Raw genomic sequence first — 18921 nt, 5'->3', positions numbered from 1 at the left:
TTTACTGGGAGTATCGAAAAAAAGGTAGTTTATTTATTTCGTTTATACGAGGAAATAATATAAAAAAAGTCGAATATTAAACTGATACGAAATAATAAAAAGAAGGTACACATATGGATAGGAAATTAGGAATGTTTTAAATACGAAACATATTGAAGTAAACGAAGGAATAAAGAAGGCGAGAGAATGGGGGTTAGAATATATTCAATTATATGCTATGAATTCGACTTTCAACTTAGCTAACATTTCAAAGGTACAATGGAACACATTAAAAGAAAACTTATCTTTTAATGAGATTCAAGTCCCGTCATTAGCAATTAGCTTCGGAGAAAATGGAATGATAGGAACTGAAGCTGAATGTGCAATAGAGAGTTTTAAATATATTACTGATAAAGGGTTAAGGTTAGGAGCTAACATAGTAACAGCCCATATTGGAAAAATCCCTGATGATGAAAATAGTGAGCACTATGATAAAATGCTACGTGTTTGTAATGAAATAGGGGACTTAGCGTTCAGATTTGGAGGATTCTTCGCCATTGAGACGGGATCTGAAAAAGCGATAGTGTTAAAGCGGTTTTTAGAAAATATAAATTCAAAAGGATTAGCGGTTAACTTTGACCCAGCAAATTTAATTAGTGATGTAAATGAAAATCCGGTAGAAGGTTTATTGCTATTAAAAGATTATATAGTACAAACTCATATTAAAGATTGTACAAAAGTGAAAAGCGATAGTTCAAGTAAGTATATTGAAGTCGCAGCAGGGAATGGTGAAGTAGATTTCGATATATTCTTCAAAGTATTAGATAAAATTGGATTCGAAGGATATAACATGATTGAAAGAAATGATTATTTTGATGAAGTGGATGGGATGAGTCAGTCGATAAATTTTGCAAAGAAGTACATACCAACTCAAAAGGAATAATGATAGTACATGTAGAAACCTACTTAGAATATAAAAAACATTAGGGGGAAATGAAATGATTCATAAGGTCGGACAAATTATGCTGTATGTAAACAATCAAGATGAGGCAGTCAATTTTTGGACGGAAAAGGTAGGGTTTCATGTAGTAGCAGAGGAAGATAACAAACAAGGAATGAGATGGATTGAAATCGCTCCAACTAACAGTGCTGAAACGAGCATTATATTACATAATAAAGAAGTTATCTCTAAGATGAGCCCAGAATTGAATCTTGGTACACCATCTTTAATGTTCTTCTCAGAAAATCTTGATCAATTATATACAGATTTAACAAATAAAAATGTTACTGTTGGAGAAATGGTAACTATGCCTTCTGGTAAAGTATTTAACTTTGCTGATAGTGAAGGGAATTATTTTGCGGTTATGGAAAAGAACCAATAATAATATTGTTATGTGAAAATCCCCCTCAAACATATTGAGGGGGATTAAATCTTTGAAATGAATTTATCATGAGAGAGTTGTTTAATAAAAAATGTTCCTTTTTCAATAGCGGTTTCCATATAACCGACAATTTGATTAAACGTAAACACCTGTAAGTCTTCATGCAAATGTTGCTCTGGATACAACATATCTTCAAAAAGATATTTTCGAAATTCTAAAACATTTTCTTTAGAAACCTCTTCAATATCGACAATGTGAGCATCTTGATTGAGAAGCGAGAAGAGCTGTTGTTCTTTATCGTAATGATGAAGCAACTTTGCATTTAACAATTTAAAATCGTTATAGTACATAGGTGCGATCGTTTCATCATTTTCTATTCTATTTTTTAACCAAGGAAGAAAAAGCCGCTTAGCCAATTATCATCAGCAATGAGGTGAGTGTAATAGCCTAAGAGAAAAGGGGAATCCATTTGAGCTTTATATTTTTGAAAAAAAGAATTAAAAGCTATCCTTCTCGTATAATTTTTCGTCGTGCCAGCGTAAAAGTGTGAAGTTCCTTTTTCTTCTGCTGAATGAACCGCATCAGGTGCTACACCTCCAAGTATGAAAGAAGTTCTATCTTGAATACATAGTTTTTCGGCAATACCGTTAGCGATAATAGCATGCATAATTCGTGATCCCATGAATGACACCTCGGTTTCAAGTATTCATTTCAGGAGGAGGACTGAACAGTTAGTATTACTTTCCCTGTACTTTTTCTACTTTCGACCCATTCATGTGCTTTCCCTGCATCTTGAAGTGGAAAAGATTTCGTAGCCTTGATTTGCAAACGTCCGTCACGCAAATAACGGAAAACTTCATTTGCAGTTTCTTGGAGTAGTTCAGGACGTTTTTTTCGTGTAGTTCCAAAGCTAAAACCGAGTATAGAGCGGCAACTTGCATGTAAATCTTTCGTTTGGAAATTGCCAATTTCACCACTTGCATTACCGAAATGAATGAGGCGGCCGTAATAAGTAAGACATTTTAAACTTCTTTCCGAAACAGATCCAGAAATAGAGTCCAAAATGATATTCACTCCTTCTCCATATGTTAGCTCATTGACTTTCTCTACAAAATCTTCATCTTGATGACAAAATACATAATCAGCACCGGCATCTAAAGCAATTTCTTTTTTTGCTTCACTTCCGACAGTACCTATAACTGTTCCCGCCCCTAATAGTTTTGCAAGTTGAATAGCAGTAGTGCCAATTCCACCAGCCGCCGCATGAATGAGTACAGATTCACCTTGTTGAATCCTTGCTACATTTGCGAGTAAATTATAGCTTGTGAAAGATACGATAGGGCATGCTGCTGCAGTTTGAAAATCGACTTCATCAGGTAATACGAAAGTAAGATTTTCATTTGCAACAACATATTCAGCGTAAGATCCATTTTGAGGAAAAGCAATGACACGTTGTCCAGGATAAATATTTTTCACACGAGAACCGACACGTTCTACAATACCAGCGGCATCTATCCCTGGAATAAAAGGTAGTGCTTTATTTCCTTTTTTGCCATAACGTGATTTAATATCAGCGAAATTTACACTCGTAGCAACAACACGAATTAAAACTTGATTTTCTGAAATAGCCGGTATATCCACATCTGTATATTTCATTACTTCAGGACCACCGAACGACGTTAAAATGATAGCTTTCATTATTTATCCCCCTAAATTTGACTATATAAATCATTTTAAATGTTCATTAGAAATTGGAAAATTATATAATTGTTATGCAAGGTTATAAGTGAAGCTTATGAACACATTGAATCATTATATTAATTTATATAAAATTTTCTAGAAAAATCGAACGAAATATAAATTACTTGCCAATATATTGTGTAAGACAAAGGAGGGCTGGTATATGAAGAGTGAAATAGATTACGTACATTTAATTCAATTAACTTTATCAGGAAATAAAGAAGCGTATAGCGAGTTGTATGATGTGACGATTCAAGAAATATATAAAACAGTACATTTTTTGATTGAAGATAAAACGGATGTAGATGATGTCGTTCAAGAAATATACATCCAACTATATGAATCGCTTCGTAAGTATGATAGCGAGAAGCCATTTCGTCCTTGGTTAATTGGACTTGCGATTAAACAAATTCACTCTTATAGAAGAAAGAGGTGGATGCGACTACGAATTATAAAAAAAGCAGAAGAGCAGAGAAAACCAGTACAAATTGATTTTTCTAACGATGTTGTAAGTAAAATATCAAATCAAAAACTAATCGAACTTATTCATAAATTACCGTATAAATTGAAACAAGTTATTATCTTAAGATACTTACACGACTACTCTCAAGAAGAAGTAGCACAAATATTACATATTCCAATTGGTACTGTGAAATCTAGAATTCATTCGGCCTTAAAGAAACTACGTCAAAAAGAGCAAGTAGAAGAAATCTTTTTAGGAGAGGTAGGGAATGTGAAATGAGTTTAGATTGTAGAGTTCGAGAATCTATACAAGAAGAAGCGAAGGGGATTGTTGCGCCGCCGGAGTTGAAAGAAAAAGTAATCGTCCAAATAAAAATGAAGCGCGGTGGAAGTAAGAGGAAGAAGCGCCTTATCGCAGGAGTACTTGCAGCAGCGTTTTTAATCCCGACAACTGGTTTTGCATATCAATCTATTATGGCAGATGGTATATACGGGTCTTTTGAAAACCTAAAAAAACACGCTGGAACAATGACATTAGAAGCGTACATGCGTTTTAGTGCAAAGTTATCAGAAGCGAAAGATGAAATGGGTACAAAAGAATATGAAGTGTTTACAAAAGAACTAAAGAAATTAACAAATGCAAAGCTTGCGTACGGAGATTCGAACGGCAATATTGATTATGATGCATTATCGCCAGCAAAAAGAGAAGAAATGAAAAAGGTAAGTATGGGCCTTCAACCATACTTTGATAAATTAAATGGTCATAAATCAAGTAGAGAAGTATTAACGCAAGAAGAGTTTGATCGCTATATGGAAGCTTTAATGACACATGAAATCGTACGAGTGAAGATAAAATCAACCGGTGCAATAAAACTAGAAGAAGTACCTGAGGCATATAAAGAAAGATTTATGAAAGCAGAGCAGATTATGGAGTATGTAGACGAAAAGGTGAGATAAGTAAAAAAGCTCAGAGTCTAAGCTCTAAGCTTTTCTTATTGAAACGTAAATATATTAACCACCTATGCCTTTTGCTAGCAATAGGAAATATGCAACTACTAGTATTATTCCATTTAATGCTGTACCAACTATTCCGAATAACCAATTCTTTGAAGCTATCGCAAAAATAATGCCGAGTAATGAGAGAATACCCAGTATCGAAATAATTAAAGTTAAATTTGCATTAGGCCCTCTTAGAATAAAGAAAGAAAATATGCTTGCGAGAAACATTAGACACGAGAATCCAAAAAATCTATACATAATAATTCTCCCTTGATTGAAATGTAATTTGACTTAGTACGTGATTTCTTTTAGTTTAACATAAATTTCCTTTTTTCATGTGTAGCGACTATTACAAGTAATATTGCATTTATAAATAAACCGCCGAAACCAATGACATTTAAGTATTGGTTATCAATAATATTTTTTCATATTTGCAATGTCTTTTTTTATAAAACAATCTAAAAGGGAATAACCAGCTACTAAACTAATTATCGTAACAAAAGTTGTATTTATAAGAATAATATTAGCTAAATAAGGTAGGTACGCACCAACTGGTGAAAAGAGTAGAGCTGGAGAAAAGGAAATGAATAGTGTAGGCACAGTAATGGCGATAAATTTATCCGGTTGAAAGCGCCAGTTTTGTTTACTTGTTTCACGATTAATAGATTGAAGGAATCGTAATAAAATGCCGACTATAAGAGGGAAGAGTGTAAAGTAGAATAATCTTGGATAAACGTTAAAGTTTACTTGTGCGTCTGTATCTAAATAAAATTGAATTTTCACTCCGACAAATAATAATAAGACGATAAATAATGTAAAGCAGAGGTATAGCATCACTTTTTGCATTATATTCCACCATCCTTTACTCAAAATATATTCAAAAAAAGAAGAGATATACAATAACTACTGTTGTATGTCTCTTCTTATATGGTTATTTAGTAGTGGAGTTTGCTTTTTCTTGCTTCGTGAAATAATCTATAATGCCCATCGCACTAATTTCTATATCTAGATGTAAAATGTTATAAACGGAATGATCTGATGGAACGTTTAACTTTGTAAGGTGAGAAGAGACCTTATCCATTAATACAGTTTGCAAAGCTTTAGTAGCCTCATCGAAATCATAATATTTTTCAAAGACCTCTTTACCAGTATGAACGAAAATAGGTAACCAATGTTCTAGTTGCTTATATACTTCTGTAACATTGGATGATGCGCCGTAATGGCCGAAATAAATAGTATCTACATTCATACTTTGAATATGATTTTTAGAAGCAATCATCGCATCTGGTTGGAATTGTGAAGGGGACGTTGAAGGAAGGTATAGTTCTACACCAACGTCTGCGAGTTCTCTATAATAAATGCCAATTGTATCGCCAGTAAAAATGCCGTTTGTTAATGAATCGTGAATGCTAATATGGTGCTTTGCATGTCCCGGTGTATCATAAAATGTAAGGATGCGGTCTTCTGCAATTTGTAACGTATCACCATGTTGTACAATATGAACACGTTCTTCTTCAATTGGAAGAATTGGATCAAAAAGTTTATCGAAATCTTCTTTGTACACAGCTTTTGCACCTAAAATGAGTTTTGTTGGGTCAATCATATGACGAGCACCGCGAGAATGCACATATAAAGTAGCATTTGGGCATTTTTCCATCATTAAACCAGCAGCACCGGCGTGATCTAAATGAACATGTGTAACGATAATGTTTTTAACTTCGTTTAAATCAATATGTAATTGTTGTAAGCCGTCTAAAATATACGGAAGTGAAGGGGCTGCACAAGTTTCAATTAAAGTAATATCATCACCTAATAAAACGTACGTACCAGTTCGTTCATTATGTTGTAAATCAAAATCATCAATCAGATATAGGTGAGAAGATAATTGTTCTACTTTTTTCATCTTTACCACTCCTTATATACGGTATGTAACTATTATACGCCAAAAATACAAAAAGGCAGAAAACGAAAGTTTCGTCTTCTGCCTTTTTGTAATGTTCTTATTGTCTTTGGTGTTTATTAATAGACATAACGAATAGTCCAACAATGCCGCCAACTAATGGAAGCATAATCTCTCCCGCTAAATTAAAGTAGGAGCTTAAAAATAAACCATTTACATCGATTACCCAGCCAATCACATACAATAACATCATATATAGTACGAAATAAAACTCGCGATTTGAAATCGTTTCATGTTGTGCAGTTTTCATATTGAACACCATCCTTTTCTATAATAATAGAATATAAACTGTCACATTTTGTTCACAATTTAATTGTAAAACTTTCCATCATAAAAGTCTAGTAATTTGTGTCGAATTTTCGAACAAAAATAAAACGCTTTCAATTGTAGGGAGAAATACATAATAAGAGCTGTATATTCACGAATGTAGTATAGTATAAACATGGAATGATAGTGAAGAGAGGGGTAAGGACAATGACAGTTTATGATTTTTCAGCTAAAACGATAACAGGAGAAGATAAATCGTTAAAAGATTACGAAGGAAAAGTACTTCTTATTGTAAATGTAGCTAGTAAATGCGGGTTTACACCGCAATATAAAGGATTACAAGAAGTATATGATAAATATAAAGAACAAGGGCTAGAAATACTCGGTTTCCCATGTAACCAATTCGGAGGACAAGAACCAGGTACAGAAGCAGATATTACAAGCTTTTGTGAATTAAACTACGGCGTAAACTTCCCAATGTTTGCAAAAATTGATGTAAAAGGTGATAAGGCTCATCCTCTGTATACATACATGACAGAACAAGCACCAGGTTTACTCGGTATGAAAGCAGTAAAATGGAACTTTACAAAATTTCTAATTGGAAAAGACGGAAAAGTAGTAGGGCGTTTTGCACCGCAAACGAAGCCGGTGGATTTAGAGGTTGAGATTGAGAAGGTACTTGGCGAATAACTAGGAGTTTCACTTTATTAAAAAATGCCTCAAAGAACTATTTTGTTCTTTGAGGCATTTTATTTACATTCACATTGTCAATATTAAATCGCTGAATGGAAGTCATTTGATTTAGGTGGAGAAGCAGCTTTTTTCATAAGCACTTCCCATAAGTGTACGGATTTTTTCCATTCTGCTGCGGCTTGTCCTTTTTGATACATAGCATTCTCATAACTGAAAGTAAGTTGTTGCATATCGGCCGAGTTGTAAAGTGTATCAACATGGAGAGCATATTCTCGGAATGTTTGACTCTCATCTCGTCGTATACCAATTCGCGCAAATTGTTTTAGGAGAGAATCGTAAGCTTTTGTATAAACGGCATCATCTTTTCGATATTTATAGAAATGAATGATAAAAAATGTAATCCATTTCATTCTAGTGATGAATAGAATGTATCCTATAATACTAATCGGTATTGTAGAGAGGAATACGTACCACCAAGAAAATCCATTTTTAGAATTTGGAATCTTTTTAGTAGAAGCTTCTTCTGTATCTTCTATTAAACTTTTGAGCTTTGCTTCATTGTTTCGTTGTTGTATTGGTTCGTTATTAGAATTATATACTTCGTTATTTTGTAAAGTAGGAGCAGGAGTATTATTTATAAAATTATAGGGATTCGTAAATCCTTTTGTCGGTTCAAATGGAATCCATCCGTATCCAGGGAAGTATACTTCGACCCAAGAGTGTGCGTTATCGTTCGCGATTTTATAAACATCCTCACCTTCAGCACCCACAAGCGTATTATCAAGAGTTCCTTCTGTATAACCTTTTACCCAGCGAGCGGGAATTCCAGCAGAACGAAGTAACACGATCATAGATGTCGAGAAATTATTACAGTAGCCACTTTTTGTATCGAAAAGAAATTGATCTACATAATCTTGGTTTTGGGCAGGGAATGAGACATTCGTTGTTTCATATATAAAAGAATGGTCGGTGAAATAGTTTTCAATAGCTAATACTTTATCGTATCGGGTGTCTTTATCCTTTGTTAGACTTACAGCTAAGTCTCTTACTCGCTGCGGTAATGATTTGGGAAGTTGCGTGTACTTTGTCATGAAATAAGGATTTGTTTCTTGACCTTCATTCGTTTTTACAGCTTTCAAGTTTTCTATGGAAAACTCCGGGACCTCATATGTTACTTTATATGAATGTAAAGTAGTGGAAGAGTCTCCGTCCATCGTATAGATTTTTTCTGAAAATGGGTCAACGCTGTATGATATATCAGAAGAAGCCTCAACTGATATTAATCCTGCTGGATAGGTAAGGTGAGGATACCTTTTTTGCATGGTGATTGTTGCCTTCGTTGTCTCTGTTTTTGTATTTTGTTCGTACCAACTTACGACGTCGTTATTATTTTTTAAAAGTAACCTTTTTTTGCTTTTCAGAAACTTCCCAGCCTTTTCCTGTATAAAAATCTTTCGTTTCTACTCTCCAATATTGTTTGTTTTGCGTTTGTGCTGTGAAAACAATTGTAGGATCTGCCGTAAAAGGACCGCCTAATTTTGAGTCATCTAGACCATATCCAATTTTAGAAACTTCTTGTTTTTTACTTGATTCGGATGTGTTGAATTTTAAAAAATCCATTGGGTTTGGCCATTGAGGACCAAATTTTGGAGCGAAGTATGCGATGGTTGCTGACAATACAATAAATATTGTAATAGGTCTAAGTAATTTTGAGATTTCTCTAGCATAATTTTGTAAGTGTTCACTCTCTTTTATTCGTTCTATGCGAAGAAGACTAAGCATAAAAAAGCCGATGACAACAGTACGAATAATAGCGTAGTTTGCATTGTATAAATGTAAGTTATGAAAAATTGTGATATAAATAATAGTCAATATAAGAAATAACAATCCACGCTTTTTATGAATCAACCAAAAAGAGATGAAAGCACTCAAAAACCAAAATGATAGAAAAAATAAAACGGTTGGAAAAACTGGAGAAATATCTAGCAAATTCCCCTGGAATAACAGGGAGGAATTTCGAGAAATATCAGTAAAAAATTTCGTTAGCCAAGATGGATTTATAAAAATATTTTTATAATATAGGAGATGAATGATGAATAAAATTGTCACGATCTTTATCGGAATCTGCCACTTTGTTTGAAAAAAAGAGAGTGTGAAGCAAATTCCTATAAATATTACAAAAATATCTAATCTACCTACGTTTGTAATACCTATAAGGGGTCGTATCCATTCTAGTAAAAGTAGAAATGCGCATGCATGCATGAAAAATCTATTCATATCCCATTGTTTTTTTGCCTGTAATGTTATCATTTGCTCACCTCAAAAAACACGTTTGTATACTGGTTTCCATAAACTACATTTACAAATATTTTTCGTTTTTGTAGAGTTTCTAATATATTTAGTTCTCGATGTGAGAGCTGATTCGGTTTTTCTTTCACGACAAAACTAGTAATTTTCTATTTTGTATAGCGGCATAGTCAGCTGCCTTTTGAATATCGGGAGAAAGATCGCTTGTCACGAGTATAATTGTTATGGGCTCATAAACTTTTCTTAATTCCATTTCTACACTCCGGGAGAGCGGGAATACACTGTCCGCTTGTACTTTCGCTAAATGACAAAAGATTTGCTGCAACTGACTATCTCCATTGTCTAAAGGGAAAAAAGTTCGTTCTTTTCCGACAGACACAAATGACGCTGGTGAATTTTGCTTCAATACAGCCCTGACAATAGAGGCAGTAAATGTGACGACTGATTCGAATAGAGGGGACTCAGTTCTGTCTATGAATATCATAATATTATGGCTGCGCTGTTGTTCAAACTCTTTCGTCATAATGTTGTTTGTTCGTGCAGTTGCTTTCCAATCAATCCATGAAAAGTGGTCACCAGGTTTATAGTCTCTCACACCGACAGAAATGGTAGAGTCTTTTGCTAAATTTATATTTGCTGAGAGCGCTCCTTGTTCGAAATGGTTTTCCAATTGCTGATACGTTATATCTACATACTGGGGATAGACTAAAAATGTATCTGGAACTGAAAAAGTTACTTCTTTCTCCATCATACCGAATAGATCACCAGTTTTGACACGTACGCTTGAAAAAGTGTGTTCTCCTCTAGGGATTGTGTCAATTGCATATTGAAACGAAATATTTCGTTTCAATCCTGGAAAGAGTATTACTTTATTCATCTTTGTTTGTCTACAACTTGTAAGGTGTGGTGGCAGTTCATCTTCTATAACTAAATAAAGTAAGGGGAAAGGAAATTTTCTTTTTATTGTAATCGTGCTTACAAATCGTTCTCCTGCTACATAATCGTTTTGATTTGTTATTCTTTTTACTTCAGCACCCCGTAAAGCGTAGAAGGGGAATAATAGTGAATAAAGGCCAATAGGAACCATACTGTAAAATAAAAACCAACTTACAAATCCTCCTTGAAGCATAGCGTACACAAATGTTAACACTAGGCATAAAGGGATTAGTAATAACTTCATAACGTGATATAGTGCTCGTAGCATGCGTTTCATCAAAGGTTCATCTTCCTTTGAGTCGGCACGGTAGTTCGCGCAACGATTTTTGAAATAACTTGTTCCCCTGTTATTCCTTCAAATTTTGCTTCCATTTTTAGAATGAGTCTGTGAGCTAACACGTAAGGAGCTAAAAATTTTACATCGTCTGGAATAACATAATTTCTGCCATGGATGAATGCATAAGCTTGTGAAGCTTTCATTAAAGCAATCGAGCCACGTGGACTTGCACCTAGTTGTATAGAACTATAAGAGCGAGTTTGACTAACAAGCTTTACAATGTAATGCTTGATTGCTTTGTCCATGCTTATTTCCCGTGCGCTTTGTTGCAAATAAAGTAATTCTTCTATTGTAGTAATAGCTTGTAAAAGGGAGAGGGGATTTGTTTTTTCCATCCGGTTTAAAACTTCAAATTCTTCTTCTGGTGAAGGATATCCCATTTTTAGCTTCAATAAGAAACGATCGAGCTGGGCTTCTGGTAAAGGATATGTTCCCTCATATTCGACTGGATTTTGTGTAGCCATTACAAAGAATGGTTTTGGTAACGGTCTTGTCATACCATCTATTGTAATATTGCCTTCTTCCATACTTTCAAGTAAGGCAGATTGTGTTTTGGGAGATGTACGATTAATTTCATCAGCAAGTATAAAATTCCCCATGATTGGTCCAGGCTTGAACTCGAATTGGAGCTCTTTCGGATTGTAAATAGAAACACCTGTTACATCTGACGGTAGTAAATCAGGTGTGAATTGAATTCGCTTGTAATCAGCATCAATAGATTTAGAAAGAGCGCGTACTAACATTGTTTTCCCAACGCCAGGAACATCTTCTAATAGTACATGACCTTCAGCTAAGAGAGCTGTCAAAGCTAAAATCGTTTCTTTTCTTTTTCCGACCATTAATTTTTCAATATTGTTAATTATTTTTTCTATAATGGGATGTAATGAATCAAGTTGGTGCATCGTAATCCTCCTAATTTTATTATCGTTTTCTAATCTATTTAGTGGAAAATAGAACGTACCTCTCTATGTGCGAGTATAAAACTCTTACCTTTAATTCTGAGAATATTCAGATTATTTATTCTGATTACATCTAGTATAATTGTTTCAGTAACTAAGGGCAATATGGTAAATAATGATTTCTCTTTTTATGTGAAATATGTCTTGATATAGAATAGTATCGTCGGTAAAAGTAGAAGAGGGGAAGGAAAGATTGACCTCAATGAGCAAAATAAATAGCGTAGGAAACCCTACGCGTATAGTTTAGAACATATATTAATACCCCTTGTGAATAAAAAATAAAGTCGACTTCACATGAAGAGACCAGCTATTTAAATTATTACACTCCTTTATTTTGTATCTTTCTTATATTCTTTTCGTTTATTTAACCAAATATGAATTAATTCTACCAATTCCATTGTTTCAATCTCACAATATTCTCCTTTACCATCTTCGGCTAAATTGTCTAATATAGTAGTTGTGTCGTTCTGAATTTCTAAACCGCAAATGTTGCCATTTACTACCACATAATTTTTTTCTCCGTTTAAAATACTATGTATTTCTTCTAAAATCCAATTTCCAAAAGCTGCAACTTCAATTCCTAAAAAAGTTTCAATAAGTTTAATTTCTTTAGGAAGTCTCATAACTACATCGCCACTGTTAAGCACTTCAAAACTATATGGATATTTCATGACTATTTTCCTCCTTTTACTTCTCTATTAATCTCATAAGCTCTATTAAGGTAATAAATTCTTATACTATCATCACTATTTTCCTACTTAAATTATAGTAAAAGTAGATTATTATTAAACTTATCTATCCAATATTTCTCTGATGTAGGTATGAATTCAGTGAAATCTTCATATGTACCACTCCAATCTTTTGGTACATAGTTTTCGTATGATGCCGGTTCTGGAAACATTGAATATAGTATTTTATTATCAAAGTTAATTAATAAGATTGGACTAAAATCTAATAGATCTTCTCCTGCATTTTTCCTTTTAATATTTTCAAGTAGTAAATAATTTAATTCTTCTTTAGTTGTTTTATATTGATTAATCCTTACTAAAAATACTTCTACATTTTCATGATCTAATACTTTTATTCCATTTCTTTCTTCCGCTTCGTCATTATCTTCAATGCTTATACCTAAATTTTTATATGCATTATCTAATTTATTATAATCTAAAAACCATAGTTCTTTATCTGTTACATACCATCTAAACTCATTTTTATATATGACGGCTACGATAATGTTTTCTGCATAAAGCGGTTCTAATTTCATAATATACTCCTTGTATTATTATCTTAAAATCCTGCCATTCTTGGTGTATTCTTCTATGGATTCAATCTAAGTTGCTGACAATTCATATGGATTTTCTGGCGTTTTTTGTTCAACTATTTTCAGGATAGTTGCCCTTGATATGGTGGATTTAAAGTATTGTATTTTCATTTATTACCTCATCTAACGATTTAGGTATACCAAATTTAACTACTCCCAAATTACTTCCTCTATTATATAAGAAATTTTTTGGAAGCTCATTATTATCTGTACTTCATCTTAAATTTTGATAGAAGCAAGGAAGTAATTTAACAGTCAGTGAAGGATGTGGGCCCTCCACAATGATTAGATTTTCACTTTTTTATATTTTTTCCGGAATTTTTGACAATCTCTTGAACTGTGCGAAATGTCACATCTGTATTTTACAACCTCTCTTATAGTAAGGGTATGTAAGAGAGACGTATTAAAGGAGTGAACAGTATGAAGAAGAAACCTTCAGCACTAATGAGACGTTTAAAATATTTTTCACCAATAGATCGTTATAACGATAATCATACACAAGAAACATATGAAGATCGTGAATGGGAAAATGTGTACAGAAAGCGTTGGCAGCATGATAAAGTAATTCGTTCTACACATGGCGTGAACTGTACTGGTTCATGTAGTTGGAACATTTATGTGAAAGATGGAATTGTAACTTGGGAAGGACAGGAGCTTAACTATCCAACAACAGGTCCAGATATGCCTGACTTTGAACCACGAGGATGTCCACGTGGAGCGAGTTTTTCTTGGTACATTTATAGTCCACTTCGTGTGAAATATCCGTATGTACGTGGTGTTCTTTGGAGTATGTGGCAAGAGGAATTACAAAATAATGAGTCACCATTAGATGCTTGGAAAAGTATTGTGGAAAACCCTGAAAAAGCACGCAAGTATAAGCAGGCACGTGGTAAAGGGGGATTCGTTCGTGCAAATTGGGATGAAGTGTTACAACTCGTTTCTGCTTCATTATTATACACAGTAATGAAATACGGTCCAGACCGAAATGTTGGTTTTTCACCAATTCCAGCTATGTCGATGTTAAGTCATGCTGCAGGCAGCCGCTTTATGCAACTTATGGGTGGACCGATGCTTAGTTTCTATGATTGGTACGCAGATTTACCACCAGCTTCTCCGCAAATTTGGGGTGATCAAACAGATGTACCAGAAAGTAGTGACTGGTATAACTCTGGTTACATTATGACATGGGGTTCAAATGTACCGATGACAAGAACACCAGATGCTCACTTTTTAGCAGAGGTTCGATATAAAGGAACGAAAGTCGTTTCTGTCAGTCCTGATTTCGCTGAGTCAACAAAGTTTGCAGATGATTGGATTAGTGTGAAACAAGGTACAGACGGTGCACTTGCGATGGCAATGGGGCACGTAATCTTACAAGAATTTTACGTAGATAATCAAGTGGAGTACTTCACAAAGTATGCGAAGCAATATACTGATTTTCCTTTCTTCGTTACATTGAAACAAAAAGGAGACCAATTCGTTGCGGATCGATTCTTAAATGCTTCTGATATTGGACGCGAAACAAAGTTAGGAGAATGGAAACCTGTACTTTGGAACGAGAACACGAATGATTTTGCAACACCTCATGGCACAATGGGGTCACGTTGGGATAACGAAAAGAAATGGAATTTACGTTTAGAAGATGAAGAAACAAGCGAAAAGATTGATCCACGTCTTTCTGTACTTGGAATGGAAGATCATGTTGGAACTGTACAAATCCCGTACTTCTCTGATAATGGAAACAAAGTATTAGAACGTACAATTCCAGTGAAAAAGGTTATGACAGAAGAGGGCGAAGTGTTCGTTACTACTGTATATGACTTAACGTTAGCAAATTACGGTGTGAACCGAGGGCTTGGTGGACAAGAGCCGAAAGACTTCAATGATGATGTGCCGTTTACACCTGCATGGCAAGAGAAAATGACGGGAGTGAAACGAGATCTAATCATTCAAATCGCTCGTGAGTTCGCACAAAATGCTGTTGATACGAACGGTCGCTCAATGATTATTGTCGGAGCTGGTATTAACCATTGGTTTAACTCTGATACGATTTATCGTGCCGTTTTAAATCTTGTACTTCTCGTCGGAGCACAAGGTGTAAACGGCGGTGGCTGGGCGCATTACGTTGGGCAAGAAAAATTACGACCAGCAGAAGGATGGCAAACAATCGCAATGGCAAAAGATTGGCAAGGGCCACCAAAATTACAAAACGGTACATCTTTCTTCTATTTCGTAACAGATCAATGGCGTTATGAAGATACACCAGTTGGACATTTAGCATCACCAGTCGAAGGCAACTCTCGTTATCAACATCACGGTGATTACAACGTATTAGCGGCACGACTTGGCTGGTTACCTTCGTATCCGACATTTGAGAAAAATGGAATTGAACTATATAAAGAAGCTGTTACTGCTGGTGCAACAACGCAAGAAGAAATCGGAAAATACGTTGCACAAAAACTAAAAGAAAAAGAACTAAAATTTGCGATTGAAGATCCAGATAATAAAAATAACTTCCCGCGCAACTTATTTGTTTGGCGTGCAAACTTAATTTCAAGTTCTGGTAAAGGACACGAATATTTCTTAAAACATTTATTAGGTACAACGAACGGATTAATGAATGATGATAGTGATTCATTACGACCAGAAGAAATTAAATGGCATGAAGAAGCGCCAGAAGGGAAGCTTGATTTGCTCATTAATTTAGATTTCCGTATGGCTGGAACAGCACTTTATTCTGATATCGTCTTACCGGCTTCAACTTGGTATGAAAAACACGATTTAAGCAGTACAGATATGCATCCATTTGTACATCCATTTAATCCGGCAATCGGTTCACCATGGGAAGCACGTTCTGACTGGGATATTTTCACTTCACTTTCTAAAGCTGTGTCAGATCTAGCAGAGAAAATTGATCTTGAACCAATGAAAGAAGTTGTTGCAACACCACTTCTTCATGATACACCGCAAGAATTAGCACAACCACTTGGCAAAATTAAAGATTGGAGCAAAGGTGAGTGTGAACCAATACCAGGTAAAACGATGCCGCAAATTCATGTTGTCGAAAGGGATTATAAAACGATTTATGACAAAATGACGGCACTTGGACCAAATGCCGGGAAACAACCGATTGGTACGAAAGGAATTTCTTGGTCGGCAGAAAAAGAGTATGAGCAATTAAAGAGCCGATTAGGAGTTGTTCAAACAGATTCTATTGCGAAAGGTTGTCCAGACATAAAAGAAGCAATCAATGCTGCTGAAGCGGTATTAACGCTTTCTTCTACAACAAACGGTCATATGGCTGTAAAAGCATGGGAAGCACTTGAAAAACAAACGGATTTAAAACTACGTGATTTAGCAGAAGAACGTGAAGAAGAATGCTTCACATTTGAACAAATTACAGCACAACCAAAAACAGTAATTACTTCTCCGGCCTTTACAGGTTCAGAAAAAGGTGGACGTCGTTACTCACCGTTTACAACAAATGTGGAACGTCTCATCCCTTGGAGAACAATCACTGGACGACAATCTTTCTATTTAGATCATGACATGATGAAAGAATTTGGTGAAACGATGGCGACATTTAAACCAATTCTGCAACATAAACCGTTCCGTAAATCACGACCTGAAGTAGAAGGGAAAGAGATTACACTAAACTATTTAACACCCCATAATAAGTGGTCCATTCATAGTATGTACTTTGATTCATTACCGATGTTAACGCTATTTAGAGGTGGTCCAACCGTTTGGATGAATAAAGAAGATGCTGCTGAAGCAGGTGTTGCAGATAATGATTGGATTGAGTGCTTTAACCGTAACGGTGTTGTTGTAGCGCGTGCAGTTGTAACGCACCGTATACCGAGAGGAATGGCGTTTATGCACCATGCACAAGATCGCCACATTAACGTACCTGGTACGAAATTAACAAGTAACCGCGGGGGAACGCATAATAGTCCAACTCGTATTCACGTGAAACCAACACATATGATTGGTGGATACGGTCAATTAAGTTATGGATTTAACTATTATGGTCCAACTGGGAACCAGCGCGATTTAAACGTTGTAATTCGCAAACTGAAGGAGGTAGATTGGCTTGAAGATTAAAGCACAAGTCGGAATGGTAATGAACCTAGATAAATGCATCGGCTGCCATACTTGTAGCGTAACGTGCAAAAACACCTGGACAAATCGTCCAGGTGCTGAATATATGTATTTCAATAACGTAGAAACGAAACCTGGCATTGGTTATCCGAAGCAATGGGAAGATCAGGAGAAATATAAAGGCGGTTGGGAATTGAAAAATGGTGAAATTCAGCTGAAATCCGGTTCGAAAATGAAGCGTCTTATGAATATTTTCCACAATCCAGATCAACCAACAATTGATGATTACTTTGAACCGTGGAACTATGATTATGAAACGTTAACAAATAGTCCGCAGCGTAAACATCAGCCAGTTGCTCGTCCGAAATCAGCAATTACAGGCGAATTTATCGACAAAATTGAATGGGGTCCAAACTGGGAAGATGATTTAGCTGGTGGACATATAACAGGATTGCAAGATCCGAACGTAAAGAGAATGGAAGAAGAAATTAAAACCGATTTTGAAAATGTCTTTATGATGTATTTACCACGCATATGCGAACATTGTATGAATCCATCTTGCGTATCGTCTTGTCCATCTGGTGCGATGTATAAACGGGAAGAAGATGGGATTGTTCTTGTAGATCAAAATGCATGTCGTGCATGGAGATTCTGCGTATCATCTTGCCCATATAAAAAAGTGTATTTTAACTGGCAAACGAATAAAGCGGAAAAATGTACAATGTGTTTCCCGCGTATTGAAGCTGGTATGCCAACAATTTGTTCGGAAACATGTGTAGGACGTATCAGATATATTGGGGTAATGTTATATGACGCTGATAAAATAAAAGAAGCGGCATCTGTAGAAGATGAAAAAGATTTATATGAATCTCAGCTTACTGTTTTCTTAGATCCAAATGATCCAGAAGTAGCAGCTGAAGCGATAAAACAAGGCATTCCTGAAGAGTGGATTAAAGCGGCACAACAGTCACCAATCTATAAAATGATTATCGATTGGAAAATTGCTCTACCTCTTCATCCGGAGTATCGTACAATGCCAATGGTTTGGTATATCCCACCGCTTAGCCCAATTATGAATATGGTGGAAGGGAAAGGTAGTAACTGGCAAGCAGAAGAGATTTTCCCTGCTATCGATAATATGCGTATTCCAATTCAATATTTAGCGAATCTACTCACTGCAGGAGATGAATCACATATTCGTCTTACATTGAAAAAAATGGCTGTTATGCGAACACATATGAGAGCAATTCAAATTAATAAAGAACCAAATGAAGCGGTATTAAAAGAACTCGGTTTAACAAAACAAGATGTAGAAGACATGTATCGTCTGCTTGCTATCGCAAAATATAAAGATCGTTTTGTTATCCCGACGTCCCACCGCGAACAAGTTGCAGATTTATACAATGAACAAGGAAGCTGTGGTTTATCATTTGCAGGTGGTCCAGGCTCTTGCATGACAATTTCTTAAATAATGGGGG

General features: G+C 35.3%; 14 protein-coding genes and 4 pseudogenes. 7 read left to right on the top strand and 11 right to left on the bottom strand.

Annotated elements, in window-relative coordinates:
• Positions 1–113: 113 nt before the first annotated feature.
• Positions 114–922: pseudogene (locus tag QCI73_RS16700) on the top strand (sugar phosphate isomerase/epimerase family protein).
• 55 nt (positions 923–977) lie between these two features.
• A complete protein-coding gene (locus tag QCI73_RS16695) occupies positions 978–1361 on the top strand; it encodes a VOC family protein (RefSeq protein ID WP_353823374.1) in 384 nt (127 codons plus the stop codon).
• 44 nt (positions 1362–1405) lie between these two features.
• On the opposite strand, the pseudogene QCI73_RS16690 reads toward QCI73_RS16695, so the two are convergent.
• Positions 1406–2043 (bottom strand): annotated as a pseudogene (locus tag QCI73_RS16690) (hydrolase).
• A 29-nt stretch (positions 2044–2072) separates the two neighbouring features.
• On the bottom strand, positions 2073–3059 hold the full coding sequence (locus QCI73_RS16685; RefSeq protein WP_353823373.1) for a quinone oxidoreductase family protein: 987 nt from the start codon (positions 3057–3059) through the stop codon (positions 2073–2075).
• A gap of 205 nt (positions 3060–3264) precedes the next feature.
• Between QCI73_RS16685 and QCI73_RS16680 the strand changes: the two genes are divergently transcribed.
• Complete coding sequence (locus QCI73_RS16680; RefSeq protein WP_353823372.1) at positions 3265–3843, top strand: sigma-70 family RNA polymerase sigma factor; 579 nt, start codon at positions 3265–3267, stop codon at positions 3841–3843.
• Positions 3840–4520 carry a DUF3600 domain-containing protein gene (locus QCI73_RS16675; RefSeq protein ID WP_353823371.1) on the top strand — a complete coding sequence of 227 codons (681 nt, stop codon included), beginning with the start codon at positions 3840–3842 and terminating at the stop codon, positions 4518–4520. The genes QCI73_RS16680 and QCI73_RS16675 overlap by 4 nt, the downstream gene beginning before the upstream one ends.
• Before the next feature lie 54 nt (positions 4521–4574).
• Here the strand turns inward: QCI73_RS16675 and QCI73_RS16670 are convergent, their stop codons facing one another.
• The 4 genes from QCI73_RS16670 to QCI73_RS16655 all read right to left on the bottom strand — a co-directional run bounded on the left by QCI73_RS16670 (position 4575) and on the right by QCI73_RS16655 (position 6772).
• Positions 4575–4820 carry a hypothetical protein gene (locus QCI73_RS16670; RefSeq protein ID WP_000285541.1) on the bottom strand — a complete coding sequence of 82 codons (246 nt, stop codon included), beginning with the start codon at positions 4818–4820 and terminating at the stop codon, positions 4575–4577.
• Positions 4821–4973: 153 nt separating this feature from the next.
• On the bottom strand, positions 4974–5408 hold the full coding sequence (locus tag QCI73_RS16665) for a hypothetical protein (RefSeq protein WP_262725049.1): 435 nt from the start codon (positions 5406–5408) through the stop codon (positions 4974–4976).
• 85 nt (positions 5409–5493) lie between these two features.
• Positions 5494–6465 carry an MBL fold metallo-hydrolase gene (locus QCI73_RS16660; protein ID WP_262725050.1) on the bottom strand — a complete coding sequence of 324 codons (972 nt, stop codon included), beginning with the start codon at positions 6463–6465 and terminating at the stop codon, positions 5494–5496.
• Between the two features lie 97 nt (positions 6466–6562).
• Complete coding sequence (locus QCI73_RS16655) at positions 6563–6772, bottom strand: DUF3925 family protein (protein WP_353823370.1); 210 nt, start codon at positions 6770–6772, stop codon at positions 6563–6565.
• A gap of 224 nt (positions 6773–6996) precedes the next feature.
• Between QCI73_RS16655 and bsaA the strand changes: the two genes are divergently transcribed.
• The gene (gene bsaA, locus QCI73_RS16650; RefSeq protein WP_047956477.1) at positions 6997–7479 is read left to right on the top strand and encodes a glutathione peroxidase; all 483 of its coding nucleotides are present in this window, start codon (positions 6997–6999) and stop codon (positions 7477–7479) included.
• A gap of 83 nt (positions 7480–7562) precedes the next feature.
• On the opposite strand, the pseudogene QCI73_RS16645 reads toward bsaA, so the two are convergent.
• The 5 genes and pseudogenes from QCI73_RS16645 to QCI73_RS16625 all read right to left on the bottom strand — a co-directional run bounded on the left by QCI73_RS16645 (position 7563) and on the right by QCI73_RS16625 (position 13285).
• Positions 7563–9792, bottom strand: a pseudogene (locus tag QCI73_RS16645) (transglutaminase TgpA family protein).
• Positions 9789–11002, bottom strand: a pseudogene (locus QCI73_RS16640) (DUF58 domain-containing protein). Before QCI73_RS16640 ends, QCI73_RS16645 begins: the two co-directional pseudogenes overlap by 4 nt.
• Complete coding sequence (locus QCI73_RS16635) at positions 11002–11964, bottom strand: AAA family ATPase (protein ID WP_074606033.1); 963 nt, start codon at positions 11962–11964, stop codon at positions 11002–11004. The pseudogene QCI73_RS16640 and the gene QCI73_RS16635 overlap by 1 nt, the downstream one beginning before the upstream one ends.
• Before the next feature lie 386 nt (positions 11965–12350).
• Positions 12351–12692 (bottom strand): hypothetical protein, encoded by a 342-nt coding sequence (locus QCI73_RS16630; protein WP_353823369.1) that lies wholly within the window; start codon positions 12690–12692, stop codon positions 12351–12353.
• 92 nt (positions 12693–12784) lie between these two features.
• Complete coding sequence (locus QCI73_RS16625; protein WP_000764321.1) at positions 12785–13285, bottom strand: hypothetical protein; 501 nt, start codon at positions 13283–13285, stop codon at positions 12785–12787.
• A 477-nt stretch (positions 13286–13762) separates the two neighbouring features.
• On the opposite strand from QCI73_RS16625, the gene QCI73_RS16620 reads away from it, so the two are divergent.
• On the top strand, positions 13763–17446 hold the full coding sequence (locus QCI73_RS16620) for a nitrate reductase subunit alpha (RefSeq protein ID WP_327924526.1): 3684 nt from the start codon (positions 13763–13765) through the stop codon (positions 17444–17446).
• Positions 17436–18911, top strand: a complete 1476-nt coding sequence (gene narH / locus QCI73_RS16615) for a nitrate reductase subunit beta (RefSeq protein WP_353823368.1) — start codon at positions 17436–17438, stop codon at positions 18909–18911. The genes QCI73_RS16620 and narH overlap by 11 nt, the downstream gene beginning before the upstream one ends.
• Positions 18912–18921: the final 10 nt, after the last annotated feature.

Origin of the sequence: Bacillus cereus group sp. MG16, from assembly GCF_040459875.1 — a bacterium.
GTDB lineage: Bacteria > Bacillota > Bacilli > Bacillales > Bacillaceae_G > Bacillus_A > Bacillus_A paranthracis.
The sequence above is the reverse complement of the archived record's forward strand: the minus strand, read 5'-3'. Positions and strand labels throughout refer to the sequence as shown.

Excerpts from the sequence above, each read along its gene's own strand:
- QCI73_RS16670 (WP_000285541.1), bottom strand. The coding sequence starts at position 4,820 with ATGTATAGATTTTTTGGATTCTCGTGTCTAATGTTTCTCGCAAGCATA.
- QCI73_RS16660 (WP_262725050.1), bottom strand. The coding sequence starts at position 6,465 with ATGAAAAAAGTAGAACAATTATCTTCTCACCTATATCTGATTGATGAT.
- QCI73_RS16630 (WP_353823369.1), bottom strand. The coding sequence starts at position 12,692 with ATGAAATATCCATATAGTTTTGAAGTGCTTAACAGTGGCGATGTAGTT.
- QCI73_RS16695 (WP_353823374.1), top strand. The coding sequence starts at position 978 with ATGATTCATAAGGTCGGACAAATTATGCTGTATGTAAACAATCAAGAT.
- QCI73_RS16675 (WP_353823371.1), top strand. The coding sequence starts at position 3,840 with ATGAGTTTAGATTGTAGAGTTCGAGAATCTATACAAGAAGAAGCGAAG.
- QCI73_RS16685 (WP_353823373.1), bottom strand. The coding sequence starts at position 3,059 with ATGAAAGCTATCATTTTAACGTCGTTCGGTGGTCCTGAAGTAATGAAA.
- QCI73_RS16655 (WP_353823370.1), bottom strand. The coding sequence starts at position 6,772 with ATGAAAACTGCACAACATGAAACGATTTCAAATCGCGAGTTTTATTTC.
- QCI73_RS16620 (WP_327924526.1), top strand. The coding sequence starts at position 13,763 with ATGAAGAAGAAACCTTCAGCACTAATGAGACGTTTAAAATATTTTTCA.
- QCI73_RS16680 (WP_353823372.1), top strand. The coding sequence starts at position 3,265 with ATGAAGAGTGAAATAGATTACGTACATTTAATTCAATTAACTTTATCA.
- QCI73_RS16625 (WP_000764321.1), bottom strand. The coding sequence starts at position 13,285 with ATGAAATTAGAACCGCTTTATGCAGAAAACATTATCGTAGCCGTCATA.
- bsaA (WP_047956477.1), top strand. The coding sequence starts at position 6,997 with ATGACAGTTTATGATTTTTCAGCTAAAACGATAACAGGAGAAGATAAA.
- QCI73_RS16665 (WP_262725049.1), bottom strand. The coding sequence starts at position 5,408 with ATGCAAAAAGTGATGCTATACCTCTGCTTTACATTATTTATCGTCTTA.
- QCI73_RS16635 (WP_074606033.1), bottom strand. The coding sequence starts at position 11,964 with ATGCACCAACTTGATTCATTACATCCCATTATAGAAAAAATAATTAAC.